Annotated in this window: 13 protein-coding genes and 1 pseudogene; 1 reads left to right on the plus strand and 13 read right to left on the minus strand. The window is 70.5% G+C overall.

The features are described 5' to 3' along the window. Nucleotides 1-50: 50 nt before the first annotated feature. From A3IC_RS0125595 to A3IC_RS0125605, 3 genes and pseudogenes are all read right to left on the minus strand, one after another. The gene (locus A3IC_RS0125595; protein ID WP_026218732.1) at nucleotides 51-995 is read right to left on the minus strand and encodes an RluA family pseudouridine synthase; all 945 of its coding nucleotides are present in this window, start codon (nucleotides 993-995) and stop codon (nucleotides 51-53) included. 245 nt (nucleotides 996-1,240) lie between these two features. Next, nucleotides 1,241-1,846, minus strand: a pseudogene (gene lspA / locus A3IC_RS56565) (signal peptidase II); the annotation flags it as partial. A gap of 43 nt (nucleotides 1,847-1,889) precedes the next feature. After that, entirely contained in the window at nucleotides 1,890-2,357 is a 468-nt protein-coding gene (locus A3IC_RS0125605; protein WP_245599464.1) for a TraR/DksA family transcriptional regulator, read from the minus strand. A 625-nt stretch (nucleotides 2,358-2,982) separates the two neighbouring features. On the opposite strand from A3IC_RS0125605, the gene ileS reads away from it, so the two are divergent. After that, nucleotides 2,983-6,132, plus strand: coding sequence for an isoleucine--tRNA ligase (ileS, locus tag A3IC_RS0125610; RefSeq protein WP_020552917.1), 3,150 nt, complete (start codon nucleotides 2,983-2,985; stop codon nucleotides 6,130-6,132). Between the two features lie 189 nt (nucleotides 6,133-6,321). Here the strand turns inward: ileS and A3IC_RS62680 are convergent, their stop codons facing one another. The 10 genes from A3IC_RS62680 to murD form a co-directional block, all read right to left on the minus strand. After that, entirely contained in the window at nucleotides 6,322-7,569 is a 1,248-nt protein-coding gene (locus A3IC_RS62680; protein ID WP_052173791.1) for a DivIVA domain-containing protein, read from the minus strand. 45 nt (nucleotides 7,570-7,614) lie between these two features. Further along, nucleotides 7,615-7,899 (minus strand): YggT family protein, encoded by a 285-nt coding sequence (locus A3IC_RS0125625; RefSeq protein ID WP_020552920.1) that lies wholly within the window; start codon nucleotides 7,897-7,899, stop codon nucleotides 7,615-7,617. 65 nt (nucleotides 7,900-7,964) lie between these two features. Continuing rightward, nucleotides 7,965-8,609, minus strand: a complete 645-nt coding sequence (locus A3IC_RS0125630) for a cell division protein SepF (RefSeq protein WP_026218733.1) — start codon at nucleotides 8,607-8,609, stop codon at nucleotides 7,965-7,967. Nucleotides 8,610-8,682: 73 nt separating this feature from the next. Then, on the minus strand, nucleotides 8,683-9,408 hold the full coding sequence (locus A3IC_RS0125635) for a YggS family pyridoxal phosphate-dependent enzyme (protein WP_020552923.1): 726 nt from the start codon (nucleotides 9,406-9,408) through the stop codon (nucleotides 8,683-8,685). Nucleotides 9,409-9,451: 43 nt separating this feature from the next. Further along, a complete protein-coding gene (pgeF, locus tag A3IC_RS0125640) occupies nucleotides 9,452-10,183 on the minus strand; it encodes a peptidoglycan editing factor PgeF (RefSeq protein ID WP_020552924.1) in 732 nt (243 codons plus the stop codon). A gap of 65 nt (nucleotides 10,184-10,248) precedes the next feature. Continuing rightward, nucleotides 10,249-11,424 (minus strand): cell division protein FtsZ, encoded by a 1,176-nt coding sequence (ftsZ, locus tag A3IC_RS56575; protein WP_040877195.1) that lies wholly within the window; start codon nucleotides 11,422-11,424, stop codon nucleotides 10,249-10,251. A gap of 342 nt (nucleotides 11,425-11,766) precedes the next feature. Continuing rightward, nucleotides 11,767-12,540, minus strand: coding sequence for a cell division protein FtsQ/DivIB (locus A3IC_RS56580; RefSeq protein ID WP_079026669.1), 774 nt, complete (start codon nucleotides 12,538-12,540; stop codon nucleotides 11,767-11,769). A gap of 21 nt (nucleotides 12,541-12,561) precedes the next feature. Continuing rightward, nucleotides 12,562-13,656: an undecaprenyldiphospho-muramoylpentapeptide beta-N-acetylglucosaminyltransferase gene (gene murG / locus A3IC_RS0125655; protein WP_026218735.1), complete on the minus strand. Its 1,095-nt coding sequence runs from the start codon at nucleotides 13,654-13,656 to the stop codon at nucleotides 12,562-12,564. Nucleotides 13,657-13,661: 5 nt separating this feature from the next. Next, nucleotides 13,662-14,981, minus strand: a complete 1,320-nt coding sequence (ftsW, locus tag A3IC_RS0125660; RefSeq protein WP_020552928.1) for a putative lipid II flippase FtsW — start codon at nucleotides 14,979-14,981, stop codon at nucleotides 13,662-13,664. Between the two features lie 11 nt (nucleotides 14,982-14,992). Further along, the gene (gene murD, locus A3IC_RS0125665; protein ID WP_020552929.1) at nucleotides 14,993-16,492 is read right to left on the minus strand and encodes a UDP-N-acetylmuramoyl-L-alanine--D-glutamate ligase; all 1,500 of its coding nucleotides are present in this window, start codon (nucleotides 16,490-16,492) and stop codon (nucleotides 14,993-14,995) included. Nucleotides 16,493-16,494: the final 2 nt, after the last annotated feature.

Genomic DNA, 16,494 nt, shown 5'->3' on the forward strand with positions numbered 1-16,494 from the left:
TGGAGCTTTCCCCGAATCGCCGCCGAATCACCGATCCGCGGGCATCGATGTCACCTGTCGGTGACCCGCTCCAGGGTCGCGGTCAGGTCGGCCGGATAGCCGCTCTCGTACTGCACCCACGTGCCGTCACCGGGGTGCTCGAAGGCCAGGCTCACCGCGTGCAGCCACTGCCGCTCCAGCCCCAGCCGCTTGGACAGCGTCGGGTCCGCGCCGTAGGTCAGGTCGCCCACGCACGGGTGGCGCAGGGCCGCCATGTGCACCCGGATCTGGTGGGTGCGGCCGGTCTCCAGCTTGATCGACAGCAGGCTCGCGGCGCGAAACGCCTCGATCGTGTCGTAGTGCGTGATGCTGGGCTTGCCGCCCATCACCACGGCCCACTTGTAGTCGTGGGTGGGGTGCCGGTCGATCGGCGCGTCGATGGTGCCGGTGTGCGGGTCCGGGTGGCCCTGGACCAGCGCGTGGTAGCGCTTGTCCACGGTGCGGTCGCGGAACTGCTGCTTGAGCAGCGTGTAGGCGCGCTCGGACTTGGCCACCACCATCAGCCCGGAGGTGCCCACGTCCAGGCGATGCACGACGCCCTGGCGCTCGGCCGCGCCGGAGGTGGAGATGCGGTAGCCGGCCGCCGCGAGGCCGCCGACCACGGTGGTGCCGGTCCAGCCGGGGCTGGGGTGCGCGGCGACGCCGACCGGCTTGTCGATCACCACGATGTGGTCGTCGTCGTGCACGATCCGCATGCCGGGCACGGGCTCGGCGACCAGTTGCACGGGCCTGGGCGCCCCCGGCATCTCGACCTCGATCCAGGCGCCGCCGTTCACGCGGTCGGACTTCCCCGCCGCCCGGCCGTCGAGCTGCACCTTCCCGGCGGCGGCCAGCTCGGCCGCCTTGGTGCGCGAGAAGCCGAACATCCGCGAGAGCGCGGCATCGACCCGCTCGCCTTCGAGGCCATCGGGAACGGGAAGAGTACGGATTTCGGGCGAGCCGGGATTGACAGTCACGAGATACGAGTATGCCCGGCATCGGGGCCGGACTCGACGGCGTGGTCGTCGCCGGCCCGCTTCGCGGGCCGCGCCGGCTCGGTCCGGGCCGGCTCGACGACGGCCTTGGTGGCGCCGGCCGACACGGGCCCGCCGTCCCGCTCGACCGCCGTCCCGGTGCCGGCCGGGCTCTCCCCGGCCGCGGTCGCGCCGGCCGGGTGCGCCTCGGCCGCCGGCTCGTCCTCGGCCGCCTCGTCGCCGTCGTCGTCGCCCTCGCGGGTGCCGTCGGGCTGCAGGCCCAGGAAGGACAGCAGCACGATCAGACAGCCGCCGACCACGATGGCCGAGTCGGCCAGGTTGAAGATCGCGAAGTGCTTGGGCGCGATGAAGTCCACGACGTGGCCCTGGAACACACTGGGCGCTCGGAAGATCCGGTCGGTGAGGTTGCCGAACGCGCCGCCGAGCAACAGGCCCAGCGCGATCGCCCAGGGCAGGCTGTTCAGCTTGCGTGCGAGCCGCAGGATCACCACGACCACGGCGGTGGCGATCACGGTCAGCACGATGGTCAGTCCCTGACCCATGCCGAACGCCGCGCCCGCGTTGCGGGTGGCCCGGAACTGGAGCCAGTCGCCGATGATGTCGATCGGCGCGTGGTATTCGAGCTTGGCCACCACGATCAGCTTGCTGATCAGGTCGAGGGCGTACGCGAAGGCCGCGACGCCGAGCAGGACGGCGATGTATCGGCGGGTGTGCGAACCGGCGGGCGCGGTCGGCTCTTCGCCGTCCGCCCCGCTCTCGGTCGCCTCGGGGTCCGGCTCCCCAGCGGGGGCCTGCGACTCCGCGTCATCCCGTCGTTCCGCTCCGGTGCCGATGGCTCGCTCCAGTCCTTCGACGCGCCGCCGGCCGCCTCGACGGTTACCGGCGTTCCTCGCGCTGTTTGCAGGTCACACACAGGGTCGCACGCGGGAACGCCTGCAGGCGCGCCTTGCCGATGGCCGAACCACACGACTCGCAGGCCCCGTACGTGCCGTCGGCGAGACGACGCAGCGCCTTCTCCGACTGGAGCAGCATGCCACGCGCGTTGTTGGTCAGGGACATCTCGTGCTCGCGCTCGAAGTTCTTGGTCCCGGTGTCCGCCTGATCGTCGCCCGCGCCCTCGCCCGAGTCGCGCAGCAGATCGGCGATGCCGTTCTCGGAGACGGCGATCTCGGCCCGCAATTCGTGCGCGGTCTCGATCAGCCCCTCCCGCACCTCGCGCAGCTCCGCGTCGTCCCACGGATCCTCGCCGGCTCGGACGATGTAGACCGCCGGCGCATGGAACCCGTCGGGCGGCGTGGCCAACGTCGTCGTGGTGGCGGCAGTCACGTGTGCAGGTGCCTTCACGGTGCGTCCCGTTCCTCCCCGTACCGAGGCTCGCGGCGTCGTCGTCGCGGTCGCACGACGCGTCCGCCCGCTCGCCTTCTCTGTATCCGTCATGGTCACGGCCCCCTTGTTTCGCTTAGGGATGGGTCGCCCCGGACAACCGGACGCGCCGTCCCGTCACTGATTGCGCCGGGGCGGCGACGTAAATCGGTTGTGCCCAGACGCAACCACGCTTATCCCTCTTCTACGTGTCCCGTTCGTTACCGGTTCCCGAGCGGATCGTTATGCACCCGGGGGTGGGCGAACTCGGCGGCGCGCCGACCCCTTCGGGCCGTACAATCCGCAGAGCGAGACGGTGTCGATGGGGACGAGTAGCGCCGCAGGCAGCCATCAGCGATCCGGGGACGGTGTGAGCCCGGAGGTGTGCGCGACGTGAAGATCACCCCGGAGCCGCCGGAGGAAAGGTCGATCCGATCCCGGATCGGCCCGTAGAACCGGCCCTCGCGCAGACGAGTGGGTTGTGCCCGCCCCGGCACGGTTGCCGTACCGGGCGGCGCGCGGCCAAGAAGGGTGGTACCGCGGGACCGGCGCACGGCGGTCTCGTCCCTTCGGTAGGCACGCATCACAGCCCGCGGAAGGAAGCCACATGTACCGCCCGGTACCGGCGCAGGTCGACCTGCCCGCCATGGAGCACGAGGTCCTCGCGTTCTGGCGGGACAACGACATCTTCGAGCGCTCCCTCGAACAGAACGCCGACGGCCCGCGCTGGGTCTTCTACGAGGGTCCCCCGACCGCCAACGGCATGCCGGGCGCGCACCACATCGAAGCCCGCGTGTTCAAGGACGTGTTCCCGCGCTACCGCACCATGCGCGGATACAACGTGCCGCGCAAGGCCGGGTGGGACTGCCACGGCCTGCCGGTCGAGCTGGCCGTGGAGAAGCAGCTCGGCTTCGCCGGCAAGCCGGACATCGAGCGGTACGGGATCGCCGAGTTCAACGCGAAGTGCCGCGAGTCGGTGATGACCCACGTGGGCGCGTTCGAGGACCTGACCACCCGGATGGGCTACTGGGTCGACCTGTCCAAGGCGTACCGGACGATGGACCCCGAGTACGTCGAGTCGGTGTGGTGGTCGCTCAAGCAGATCTTCGACAAGGGTCTGCTGACCCAGGACTACCGGGTCGCGCCGTGGTGTCCGCGCTGCGGCACCGGGCTGTCCGACCACGAACTCGCGCAGGGCTACGAGACGGTCGTCGACCCCTCGGTCTACGTGCGCTTCCCGCTCATCTCCGGGCCGCTGGCCGGGCAGGCCGCGCTGCTGGTGTGGACCACCACGCCGTGGACGCTGGTCTCCAACACCGCGGCCGCGGTGCACCCGGACGTGACCTACGTGGTGGCCACCGACGGCGAGGAGCGCCTGGTGGTCGCCGAGCCGCTGGTGGCCAAGGCGCTCGGTGAGGGCTGGGTGGCCACCGGCGAGCGGTTCACCGGCCGGGAGATGGAACGCTGGGCCTACCGGCGCCCGTTCGACCTGCTGCCGCTGGAGGACGCGAACTTCGTCGTGCTCGCGGAGTACGTCACCACCGAGGACGGCTCGGGTGTCGTACACCAGGCGCCCGCCTTCGGCGAGGACGACCTCAAGACCTGCCGGGCGTACGGCCTGCCGGTGGTCAACCCGGTCCGCCCGGACGGCACCTTCGAGCCGGACCTGCCGCTGGTGGGCGGACAGTTCTTCAAGAAGGCCGACGAGGCGCTGGTCGCCGACCTGCGCGAGCGCGGGCTGCTGTTCCGGCATCTGGAGTACGAGCACAGCTATCCGCACTGCTGGCGCTGCCACACCGCGCTGCTCTACTACGCGCAGCCGTCCTGGTACATCCGCACCACCGCGGTGAAGGACGCGCTGCTGCGCGAGAACGAGCGGACCAACTGGCACCCGGACACGGTCAAGTGGGGCCGCTACGGCGACTGGCTGAACAACAACATCGACTGGGCGCTGTCCCGCAACCGCTACTGGGGTACGCCGCTGCCGATCTGGCATTGCGACGAGAATCACCTCACGTGCGTCGGCTCGCTGGCCGAATTGTCCGAACTGACCGGACGGGACCTGTCCGGGCTGGACCCGCACCGACCGTTCATCGACGAGGTGGTCTTCGACTGCCCGGCCAAGGCCGGCGACGGCGCGGTGTGCGGCGGCCGGGCGACCCGGGTGCCCGAGGTGATCGACGCCTGGTACGACTCGGGTTCGATGCCGTTCGCCCAGTTCGGCTACCCCTATCGCAACCGCGAGTTGTTCGAGCAGTCCTACCCGGCGCAGTTCATCTCGGAGGCGATCGACCAGACCCGCGGCTGGTTCTACACGCTGATGGCGGTCGGCACGCTGGTCTTCGACAAGTCGTCCTACGAGAACGTGGTGTGCCTGGGGCACATCCTGGCCGAGGACGGCCGCAAGATGTCCAAGCACCTGGGCAACACCCTGGAGCCCATCCCGCTGATGGACCGACACGGCGCGGACGCGGTGCGCTGGTTCATGGCCGCGGGCGGCTCGCCCTGGTCGGCCCGCCGGGTCGGGCACGGCACCATCCAGGAGGTGGTCCGCAAGACCCTGCTCACCTACTGGAACACGGTCAGCTTCCAGGCCCTGTACGCGCGCACCGGCGGCTGGACGCCGAGCGCGAGCGACCCGGCGCCCGCCGAGCGGCCGCTGCTCGACCGCTGGTTGTTGTCCGAGCTGAACACCCTCGTGGGCGACGTGGACGCGGCCCTGGAGGCCTACGACACGCAGCGCGCGGGCAAGGCGCTCACCGCGTTCGTGGACGACCTGTCGAACTGGTACGTGCGCCGGTCCCGGCGGCGCTTCTGGAACGCGGAGCCGGCCGCCCTGGCCACGCTGCACGAGGCGCTGGAGACGGTCACCCGGTTGATGGCACCGCTGGTGCCGTTCATCACCGAGCGGGTCTGGCAGGACGTGGTCCGCCCGGTCACCGCCGACGCGCCCGAGTCGGTGCACATGGCCGCCTGGCCGACGGCGGACCCGGCGCTGGTGCACCCGGAGTTGGGCCGGCAGATGACGCTGGTGCGGCGACTGGTCGAACTGGGCCGGGCCACCCGCGCGGACTCCGGGGTCAAGACCCGGCAGCCGCTGGGCCGCGCGCTGATCGGCGCGGCGGGCTGGGACGAGTTGTCCGGGGAACTGCGCGAGCAGATCGCCGAGGAGCTCAACGTGGTCTCCGTCGCGGCGCTGTCCGAGGCGGGCGGCGATCTGGTCGAGTACAGCGCGAAGGGCAACTTCCGGGCGCTGGGCAAGCGGTTCGCCAAGCGCACCCCGATCGTGGCCGCGGCGATCGCGGCGACGGACGCGGCGGCGTTGTCCGCGGCGCTGCGCGAGTTCGGCAGCGCGGTGGTCGTGGTCGAGGGCGAGCAGGTCGAGGTGGCGGCCGAGGAGGTCATCGTCACCGAGACCCCGCGCGAGGGTTGGACGGTGGCCGGCCAGGACGGCGCCACCGTCGCGCTCGACCTGACCATCACGCCCGAGCTGCGGCTCGCGGGCCTGGCCCGCGACGTGGTCCGGCTGATCCAGGAGGCGCGCAAGAACAGCGGCCTGGAGGTGTCCGACCGGATCCTGGTGTGGTGGGCCGCCGACGAGTCGGAGGAGACCACGTCGGCGCTGCTCGCGCACGGCGTCCAGGTCGCCGACGAGGTGCTGGCGACCCGGTTCACCCAGGGCTCCCCGGAGGACGAGGAGCTGTTCGAGCACGGCGACCCGGCGCTCGGTCTGCGGTTCTGGCTGCGCAAGGTGTGAACCGGCGGGCGGGACGGCCCCTGCCGTCCCGCCCCAGGCATCCCGAGTCGTCGTGAATCACGACGAATCGCCCTGAATTGCCGGAAATTATCGAGAATTGCCGGAAACGGCCCGGAAACCCGAGAAGCGCCCGTCCCCCCGGAGGGGGCGGGCGCTTCTCGGATGTGCCGACCGACGCTCAGTGGCCGGTCAGTTGTCGGGGTCCTCGTCGATCAGGAACCCGCGCATCGGCGAGGGCTGCTGCATCTGCTGCGGCTGCGGAGCCTGCGGACGCACCGGCGACATCTGCTGCGTCATCGCCGGGCTCATCTGCTGCCCGATCGACGGCGTCATCGCCGGCGACATCGAGGACGGCTGCGACATCGACTGCGACATCGGTACCGGCGCGGACGACATGGCCGGCGGCAACGAGGCCGTGGCCGGCGTACGCGGCGGCGCGAGCGAGTCGTCGGCCTGCGACTCCAGCTGACGCAGCTGGCTCTCCAGGTACGACTTCAGGCGCGTGCGGTACTCACGCTCGAACGCACGCAGGTCGTCGACCTTGCGCTCGAGCGTGGCGCGGGCGCTCTCGAGAGAGCCCATCGCGACGCGGTGCTTCTCCTGCGCGTCCCGCTCGAGGGCGTCCGCCTTGGAACGCGCGTCGCGCTCCATGCCCTCGGCGCGGGTGCGCGCCTCGCCCACTATCTTGTTCGCCTCGGAGCGGGCCTCGGCGATCGCCTGGTCCGCCGTCTGCTGCGCCAGCGCGAGCACCCGAGCGGCGCTGTCGCCACCGGGGTTGCCCATCTGCTGCTGCGGTCCACCCGGACCGAGCTGCGGCGGGCCGCCCTGCAACTGGTGCTGCTGAAGCTGTTGTTGGTGCTGCGGCGGACCCTGGAGCTGGTGCTGCCCACTCATCTGGGGGCCGCCCTGCATCTGGTGCTGACCGCTCTGCAGCTGGTGCTGCTGCTGACCGGGCAGCTGGTGCTGACCGCTCATGCCGGGGCCACCCTGCAGCTGGTGCTGCGGCGGGCCCTGGAGCTGGTGCTGACCGCTCATGCCGGGACCAAGCTGCTGCGGTCCCCCCATGGGATGCTGCTGCGGTCCACCGGGACCGAGCTGCTGCGGGCCGCCCTGCATCTGATGCTGGCCGCCCTGCATTCCCTGGGGCCCACCCATCTGGGGCGGCGGAGGGACCGGGGTCGGCCCGGATATGGCTGCCGGGACGGGTGCGTCGGGGCGCTCGCGCTCCTTGCGCTGCTGAGCCTGCTGCTGACTCTGCGCGGCGGCACGGGTCGCCGCCGCGAGTTTCGCTCGCAGGTCCTCATTTTCCCGGAGAAGTCGGGTCAGTTCGCCCTCGACCTCATCGAGGAACGCATCGACCTCGTCCTCGTCATAGCCCTCACGGAGACGGACGGTCGTGAACTGCTTGTTACGCACGTCTTCGGGGGTCAACGGCATCTCTTCACCTCAGCGTGATCGTCGGCATCGGACAGACGGTACCGCTTACAGCCTGCCCACGACGGAGATCAGGATGTAGACGATGATCATCAGTACGAAGAAGGACAGGTCGAGTGCTACACCCCCGAGGCGCAGCGGAGGAATGAACCTGCGCAGCAACTTCAACGGTGGATCGGTGATGGAGTACGTGGCCTCCAGCAATACCACCATGGCCCCGCGCGGCTCGTACGACCGCGCGAACTGGAACACATAGTCCATCACCAAGCGGAAGAACAACACGATCAAAAAGCAGTAGAGCACGATGCGGATGATCTCCAGCGCGATGCTCATTTACCTGCCCCCTCGCGTGCCGTCCCTCTGGTCAGGACCGCACCTAGCCTCAGTTTTCGCACACCTCAGCTCTGATTGAAGAACCCGCCCTCGGCGATGCGGGCCTTGTCCTCGGCTGTCACATCGACGTTAGCAGGCGACAGGAGGAAGACTTTTTGGGTGACCCGCTCGATGCTGCCGTGCAGGCCGAACACGAGACCCGCGGCGAAGTCCACCAGGCGCTTGGCGTCGGTGTCCTCCATTTCCGTCAGGTTCATGATGACGGGCGTGCTCTCGCGAAAGTGCTCGCCGATCGTGCGGGCTTCGTTGTAGGTACGCGGGTGCAGCGTCGTGATGCGGTAGGGCTCACGTTCGCTGACGACTTTGTGTACGGTCACCGGTGTGCTGCTCTCGGGACGGCGTTCGGGCATGGCGGACACTGTTGCGCGGTGTTCTTCAAGGCGGCCTTCGTCGCGAAGGGCCCCCGCTTCGCGAAGGGCAGTAGCTCCACGAACGAGATCCTCGCGACGTTCCCGCGATTCCCCACGCGGTTCGCGTACTTCACGTGGCTCCTCACGACGCTCGTCCCGCCGCTCCTCGCGACGATCGGTGCGCTCGACCCGGTCGCGGCCGTCCTGGCCGATGTCGTCCTCATCGTAATCGTCATACTCGTAGACATCGTCCTCCACGAGGCCGAGGTAGACCGCCATCTTGCGCATTGCGCCGGCCATGTTCCGCTTCCTCCGGTCTCACGGTGGATCGGCTGAGGTCACCGTGGGTCGTGCGATCCACTTCACGGCGACGCTACCGGAGGGAAGGCCGGACTCCGAGCACCGCAGTACCGATGCGTACATGTGTCGCCCCGGCCTCGATGGCCGCTTCGAGGTCGTTGCTCATCCCCGCGGAAACCATGTTTGCAGTCGGATGGGCTTCGCGTAGGCGGGTTGCGATTTCTCGCAATCCGGCGAACGCGCGGGCGGGTTCGACACCGAGCGGGGCCACGGCCATCACCCCGCCCAGGATCAGGTTCGGCGCACCGGCCACCACGTCGGCGAGCTCGGCCAGATCGGCCGGGGAAACCCCACCGCGGGCGGGGTCTTCGTCCAGGCTGACCTGCAACAGCGCGGTGATCGTGCGCTGTTGCCGCTCGGCCGCGGCGGACAACGAGCGGGCGAGCCTGACCCGGTCGAGCGAGTGCACCACATCGGCGTAACCGGCCACCGATTTGGCCTTGTTGGTCTGCAGTTGGCCGACATAGTGCCAGGTGAGGTCCAGATCCTCGGTGGCCTTCGCCTTGGGCGCGGCCTCCTGGTCGCGGTTCTCGCCCACGTCGCGGACACCGAGTCCGGCGAGCAGTCGCACGTCACTCGCCGGGTACGTCTTGGTCACCACCACGAGGGTGACGTCCGTGCGCGGGCGGCCGGCGCTCGCGCACGCGGCGGCGATCCGGTCCTGGACGGCGGCCAGGTTGGCGGCGAGTTCGACACCTCGACGGGCGCCCTCTGCGGTCGGTTGAGCGTGCGTTTCCATTCGCCCATCGTCGCCGACGAGAACCGGACACGCCCGGGCGGGGTCAGCCCTCGGCGAGCCACACGTAGCCGGCGATCCGACCCGTGGTCCGGTCCCGGCGATAGGAGAAATGGTCGCTCGACTCACGCGTGCAGATGTGCGATTTCTCACCCGACACAACCCCCTGCGCGGCGAGTTGCGCCCACACACCGGCCGGGATATCGAGCCCGGGAGTGCCCTCACGGGTGCGTGCGCGGGCCGCCGGGACAACTGCGGACACTTCCTCGCACATCGCCTCGGGGACCTCGTAGCAGGCACCACAGACGGCCGGCCCGGTCCGGGCGACGATCCGCGCCGGATCGGCACCGAGCCTGCACATCGCCTCGACGGCGGCCGGCACGACGCCCGCGGCCAGGCCCGGCCGGCCGGCGTGCGCGGCGGCCACGACGCCGGCCTGCGGATCGGCGAGCAACACCGGGGTGCAGTCGGCGACCAGGACCGCGAGCGCCAACCCCCGAGTCGCGGTGACCAGGGCATCGGTGGCGGGCAACGGCTCGGTGGACGCGGCGTCGACGATGGTGACCGTATTGCCGTGTATCTGGTTCATCCACACCACCCGTTCGGGTGGCAGGCCCAGCGCCTCGGCGGTGCGCGCGCGGTTCGCCGCGACCACGCGCGGGTCGTCGCCCACGTGGTCGCCGAGGTTCAACTCGTCATACGGCGCGGCGCCCGTGCCGCCCCACCGGTCGGTGAAGGCGAAACGGGCGCCGCCGGAAGCGGCCCTTCGCGTGAACACGTCGGACCACTCCTTGTGTCGATTTTCTTCGATATCGCCTTGTTCGCGGATACTGCCGCGGAATACTAGGACTTCATGAACGGCGGGATGTCGAGATCCAGGTCGTCCTTGATCGGCTCCGGCACCAACGGCGCGCGCGGGCTCGGGGTGGTCGGCGCCGGGTAGGTGGTCGGCGCCGGGGTCGGCTCGTGCAGCACGCCCGGCCCCTGGTGCTGGGACGGCCGCCCCACCGGCTCCGGCCGCGATGCCTGCGTCGTGGTCGCGGGCTTGCCCAGCTCGCTCTTGGACGGCGGCTGCCCGCCGTCGAAGCCGGCCGCGATCACGGTGACCCGCACCTCGTCGCCGAGGGCGTCGTCGATGACCGCGCCGAAGATGATGTTGGCCTCGGGGTGCGCGGCCTCGCTGACCAGCTGCGCGGCCTCGTTGATCTCGAACAGGCCGAGGTCGGAGCCGCCGGAGATGGAGAGCAGCACGCCGCGGGCGCCGTCGATGGACGCCTCCAGGAGCGGGCTGGAGATGGCCATCTCGGCCGCCGCCACCGCACGATCGTCGCCGCGCGCCGAACCGATCCCCATCAGCGCCGAACCCGCCTCGGACATCACCGACTTGACGTCGGCGAAGTCCAGGTTGATCAGGCCCGGCGTGGTGATCAGATCGGTGATGCCCTGCACACCGGACAGCAGCACCTGGTCGGCCGAGCGGAACGCGTCCAGGACGCTGACCTGCCGGTCGGAGATGGAGAGCAGTCGGTCGTTGGGGATGACGATCAGGGTGTCGACCTCGTCGCGCAGCTGCGCGATGCCGTCCTCGGCCTGGTTCGCGCGGCGCCGTCCCTCGAAGGTGAACGGGCGCGTGACCACGCCGATGGTGAGCGCGCCGAGCGAGCGGGCGATATTGGCCACCACGGGGGCGCCACCGGTGCCGGTGCCACCGCCCTCGCCCGCCGTGACGAAGACCATGTCGGCCCCCTTGAGGACCTCCTCGATCTCCTCGCGGTGGTCTTCGGCGGCCTTGCGACCGACGTCGGGGTTCGCGCCGGCGCCGAGGCCGCGGGTCAATTCCCGGCCGACGTCGAGCTTGACGTCGGCATCGCTCATGAGGAGGGCTTGGGCGTCGGTGTTGATCGCGATGAACTCGACGCCCTTGAGACCGACCTCGATCATCCGGTTGATGGCGTTGACACCGCCACCGCCGATACCGACCACCTTGATGACTGCGAGGTAGTTCTGGGGTGCTGCCACGTCGAAGGCCTCTCGCCTCGAGTTCCGGTCGGCGTGCCGTGGTTCCGGCATGCCGACATTTGCCGACTTGGGGAGGTCGGGACGCGATTTCCGCGAGCCACCAAAACCCTCACCCTCAGGTATAGAGTTACACCCATTCGCATCGAACGCCGCCGATGCGAGCGGTGCGGATTACTGCTTTGTCAACCTGGGGGCTAGGCCGACACTAGGTCCCCATCGGACACGGTTCAACGAACACGCCGAACCTGTCCCTATTGTTTTATCGCAGTGGCGGGGTGCTTCCGCTCCCTGTCACGGCGTGGTCGGGGTCGAAACCGCCGCGGCGGGTGCGACCGAAGGCAACTACCGGGCGGGCGCCGGCGGCGCGACGGAGGGAAACGGCTGGGTCCGGGTCACCGGCGCGTCGGGCGCGCTGACGTCGTAGAACCCCGCCGGTCGCGGCAACAGTGCCGCCAGTACGAGAGCCTTGCGGTCGGACGCTTCGGCCCCGCCCCACAACACGGTCTCGCCCTTGTCGAGCACGAGCACGATGTCGTCGCGCGTCCGTGCCGTGATGTCCCGCACACGTTGGGCGACCGGCGGTGGCAGCGCCGCGACCACCTGGACCACCCCCCGTAGCGTTTCCCCACTCACCGTGTCGGCGTCGGCCTTGACGACCGGCACCCCCACCGGTGCGGCGTCCACCGTACCGAACCGTACGCCGTCCTTGTCGATCTCCGCGTAGCGGCCCGCGTCCGGCACGACCAACGCGGTCACCCGTTCGCGCACCGAGATCCGCACGGTGTGCGGCCAATCCCGCTCGACCCGGACCGAGGCCACGCGCGGGATCGCGGCCACCCGGGCCCGGATCGCGTCGAGGTCGATCCCGGCCAGCGGCTCGCCGACGGGCACGGCCGCGACCTTGGCGACCTGATCCCGGGGCAGCACGCCCAGTCCGCCGATGGCCACCGTACGGGTGTCCAGAAGCGGCGAATGGTAGACGATCCCCCATCCGGTCGCCGCGAGCAGCACGAGCAGCACCAAAACGAGAAGCGGGCGCAGGTTGGTCCAGCGCTGCCGCGGACCGCGCCCGGCCCTTGCCGGACGCACCGGCGCGCGCTCCTTCGTCTGGGGCAAGAACGCTCCCTGGGCCTAAGCCTATTGGGGCAACCGCGCGGCGGCGATCGCCTCGTGGACCATCCGGACCAGTTCCTCGTCGGCATCGCGCCGACCGAACTCGGCCGCGGCCTTGCCCATGTCGTGCAGCTTGCGCGCGTCGGTGAGCACTGGGAGCACGGACGAGCGGATCCAGTCCGGGGTCAGGTCGGCGTCGTCGACCAGCAGGCCGCCACCCGCCTTGACCACGGGCTGCGCGTTCAGCCGCTGCTCGCCGTTGCCGATCGGCAGCGGTACGTAGGCCGCGGGCAGGCCGACCGCGGCCAGTTCGGCACAGGTCATCGCGCCCGCGCGGCACAGCACCATGTCGGCCGCCGCGTAGGCCAGGTCCATCCGGTCGAGGTAGGGCACCACGACGTAGGCCGGGCCCCCGGGCGGCGAGCTGATCTTGAGTTCGTTGTTGGGCCCGGCCGCGTGCAGCACCTGGACCCCCTCGGCGAGCAGTTGCTGGGCGGTGGCGGCCAGCGTCTCGTTCAGCCGCCGGGCGCCCTGCGAGCCGCCGAACACGAGCAGCGTGGGCCGCATCGGGTCCAGGCCGAACATCGCGCGGGCCTCGTCGCGCAGCGCGTTGCGGTCCAGGGTGGCGATCGCCCGGCGCAGCGGGATACCGATGTAGCGGGCCCCGCGCAGCTTACTGTCCGGCGTGCTGACCGCGACGAATCGGGTGTAGCGGGCACCGATCTTGTTGGCCAGGCCCGGCCGGGCGTTGGCCTCGTGCACCACCGTGGGCACACCCTGGCGCTTGGCCGCGAGGTAGCCCGGCAGCGCGACATAGCCGCCGAAGCCGACCAGGCAGGACGCGTTGGTCCGCTCCAGGACCGCCGCCGCCTCGCGGATCGTGCCGCGCAGTCGACCGGGGACGGTCATCAGCTCGGGCGTGGGCTTGCGGGGCAGCGGCACGGCCGGGATCAACGCGAGTTCGTAGCCGCGAGCGGGAACGAGCTTGGTCTCCAGGCCCTTGGCCGTGCCCAGCGCCGTGATACCCACGCTGGGGTTCTGGCGGCGCAGCGCGTCCGCCAATGCCAGAGCGGGCTCGATGTGCCCGGCGGTTCCTCCGCCGGCAAGGACGACATGCACCTGATTCACCCATCCCTGCGCGGCAGGATCCGCGCGAACGCTCGACGAACCGCCCCGGGCCCGCGTGCGGCGAGCGCCGCCTCGGCCTTTGGCTCACCTCGGGCGAAGGACAACAGCATGCCCACGGCGAACATGGTCGGAAGCAGGGCGGAACCTCCGTAGGACACCAATGGCAACGGCACTCCGGCGATCGGCAGCAGGCCGAGCACCGCCCCGACGTTGATCATGACCTGGGCCATGATCCACGCGGTCGCGCCACCCGCGGCGAGCCGTACGAACTGGTCTTTCGTGCGACTCGCGACGCGGATACCTGCATAGCCTAGGGCCGCGAAGAGGGTGAGTACGGACAGCGTCCCCACCAGACCCAATTCCTCGCCGATGACGGCGAAGATGAAGTCTGTATGCGCCTCGGGCAAAGTGCCCCATTTGCCATAACTCGTACCGATTCCACTGCCGAACCAGCCGCCCGTGGCGAGCGAGTAGATGCCCTGGGCGGCCTGCAGCGTGCTGCCGTTGGGATCGGAGAAGGGGTCCAGGAATCCCGCGAACCGGGCGGCCCGGTGCGGCTTGAGCACGATCAGCACGGTGGCCAGCACGGACACCACGGCGATCGCCATGGCGAACAACCGGCCCGGCGCACCGGCGATCCACAACAGCGCGAGCACCAGCACGGTGATGATCATCGCGGTGCCCATGTCGCCGCCGAGCAGCACCAGGAACAGGATCACCAGCGCGCCGGGCAGCAGCGGGACGAACATGTGCCGCCACCGGTCGAGCAACCGGCGCTTGCGGGTGAGCACGTCGGCCCCCCACAACACCAGGCCCAGCTTGGCGAACTCGGAGGGCTGGATCTGGAACGAGCCGAAGCCGATCCAGTTCCGGTTCCCGTTCACCTCGATGCCCAGGCCGGGCACCAGGACCAGACACAGCGCACCGACGCAGCCGATCAGGAACGGATACGCCAGTCGGCGGTACCAGCGCAGCGGCAGACGTGACGCGATCCACATCAGCGGGAAGCCCAAGGCGACCGCGATCAACTGCTTGGTGAAGATCTCGTCGAAGGAGCCGTAGATCGTCCGGGAGGTGATCTGCGACGCGGACAACACCATCACCAGACCCAGCACGGTCAGCAGCAGGCCCGAGCCGAGCAGCAGGTAGTAGGCGGTGAGCGGGCTGTCCAGGGCCCGACGCAGTTCGCGGCGCGCCGATCCGGCCGGGCGCGCCGATCCGGAGCGCGGCGTGGGCAACCGCGAACCGCCCCGCGTCCGCCGCTTGTCGGCGGTGGGCGTGGGGCGTGCCTCGCGAGTCTGCGGACCGGCGGCCATCGCTCGCCCGGTCAGCCGGCCGCTGGGTCGAGTCCGCGGACCGCGTCGGCGAAGGCGTCGCCGCGCTTTCCGTAGTTGGCGTACATGTCCATCGACGCGCACGCGGGCGCGAGCAGCACGGTATCCCCGGGCCGCGCCAGCGCCGCCGCCTCGCCCACGACCAGTTCCATGGCCCCAGTGTCGGTCGCGGCGACCTCGACCACCGGGACATCGGGGGCGTGTCGCGCGAGCGCGTCCTTGATCACCGCGCGGTCGGCGCCCATCAGCACCACCGCGCGCAACCGGTTCTTCGCGCCAGAGACCAGGTCGTCGAACGAGGCGCCCTTGGCCAGGCCGCCCGCGATCCACACGATGTCCCGGTAGGCGGCCAGCGAGGCCGCCGCGGCGTGCCCGTTGGTGGCCTTGGAGTCGTCCACGTAGTCGACGCCGGCCACGGTGGCCACGTGCGCGATCCGGTGCGCGTCCGGCCGGAACGCGCGCAGCCCGTCGCGCACCGCCACCGGCGGCACGCCGTAGGCGCGGGCCAGGGCGGCGGCGGCCAGCGCGTTGGCCACGTTGTGCGGCGCGGGCGGGTTCACATCACCCACGGTGGCCAGTTCGGCCGCCGTGCTGTGCCGGTCGGGCACGAACGCCCGGTCGGCGAGCAGGTCGTCGACCACACCGAAATTCGACAGCCCCGGCGGGCCGAGCCCGAAGCCGACCGCGCGGCAGCCCTCCTCGACCTCGGCCTCGTGCACGAGCTGCTCGGTCTGTGGGTCGGCGAGGTTGTACACGCAGGCGATCTGGCAACCGCCGTAGATCCGGCCCTTGTCCGCCGCGTACGCCTCCGGCGAGCCGTGCCAGTCCAGGTGGTCCGGCGCGATGTTGAGCACCGCGGCGGCCAGCATCCGCGGCGCGCCGGCGTCGTCCTTGGGACTTTCCTCCCAGGTCGGCAGCCAGTGCAGTTGGAAGCTGGACAACTCCAACGCGAGCACGTCGTAGGCGGGTTCGCCGTCACCGTCGCGGGCGAGCACCGCGTCCACCACCGGCGTGCCCACATTGCCCGCCGCCGCGACCCGCTTGCCGGACGCCTCCAGGATCGAGGCGAGCATGCGCACGGTCGTGGTCTTGCCGTTGGTGCCGGTGATCGCCAGCCACGGCGCGGGGTTCTCCCGCGGACGCAGCCGCCACGCCAGTTCCACGTCGCCCCACACCGGCACGCCGGCCGCGCGCGCGGCGGCGAACAGCGGCTTGGTGGGCTGCAGTCCGGGCGAGGCGATCAGCACGTCCACCCGTTCCGGCAGGTTCTCGTCGTCGCCCAGGCGCACCTCGATGCCCAGCGCGCGCAACTCCTCGGCGCGCCGCCGGGCGTTGTCGTCGTCGAAGCCGTCGATCGCCACGACGCGTGCGCCCAGGCCGTGCAGCGCCCGGGCCGCGGACGCGCCGGTGACCCCGGTGCCCGCGACACAGAACGACAGCTCGGCCCACGGCGCACCGTGATGGGTGAAGGTGCTCAGGTCTTTGCTACTCACGT

It is taken from the genome of Embleya scabrispora DSM 41855 (assembly GCF_000372745.1).
In the GTDB taxonomy this organism is placed as follows: domain Bacteria; phylum Actinomycetota; class Actinomycetes; order Streptomycetales; family Streptomycetaceae; genus Embleya; species Embleya scabrispora.

What these genes read in the sequence shown, in the direction of transcription:
- ileS (WP_020552917.1), top strand. Translation starts at nt 2,983, where the DNA reads ATGTACCGCCCGGTACCGGCGCAGGTCGACCTGCCCGCCATGGAGCAC.
- A3IC_RS62680 (WP_052173791.1), bottom strand. Translation starts at nt 7,569, where the DNA reads ATGCCGTTGACCCCCGAAGACGTGCGTAACAAGCAGTTCACGACCGTC.
- A3IC_RS0125625 (WP_020552920.1), bottom strand. Translation starts at nt 7,899, where the DNA reads ATGAGCATCGCGCTGGAGATCATCCGCATCGTGCTCTACTGCTTTTTG.
- A3IC_RS0125630 (WP_026218733.1), bottom strand. Translation starts at nt 8,609, where the DNA reads ATGGCCGGCGCAATGCGCAAGATGGCGGTCTACCTCGGCCTCGTGGAG.
- A3IC_RS0125635 (WP_020552923.1), bottom strand. Translation starts at nt 9,408, where the DNA reads ATGGAAACGCACGCTCAACCGACCGCAGAGGGCGCCCGTCGAGGTGTC.
- ftsW (WP_020552928.1), bottom strand. Translation starts at nt 14,981, where the DNA reads ATGGCCGCCGGTCCGCAGACTCGCGAGGCACGCCCCACGCCCACCGCC.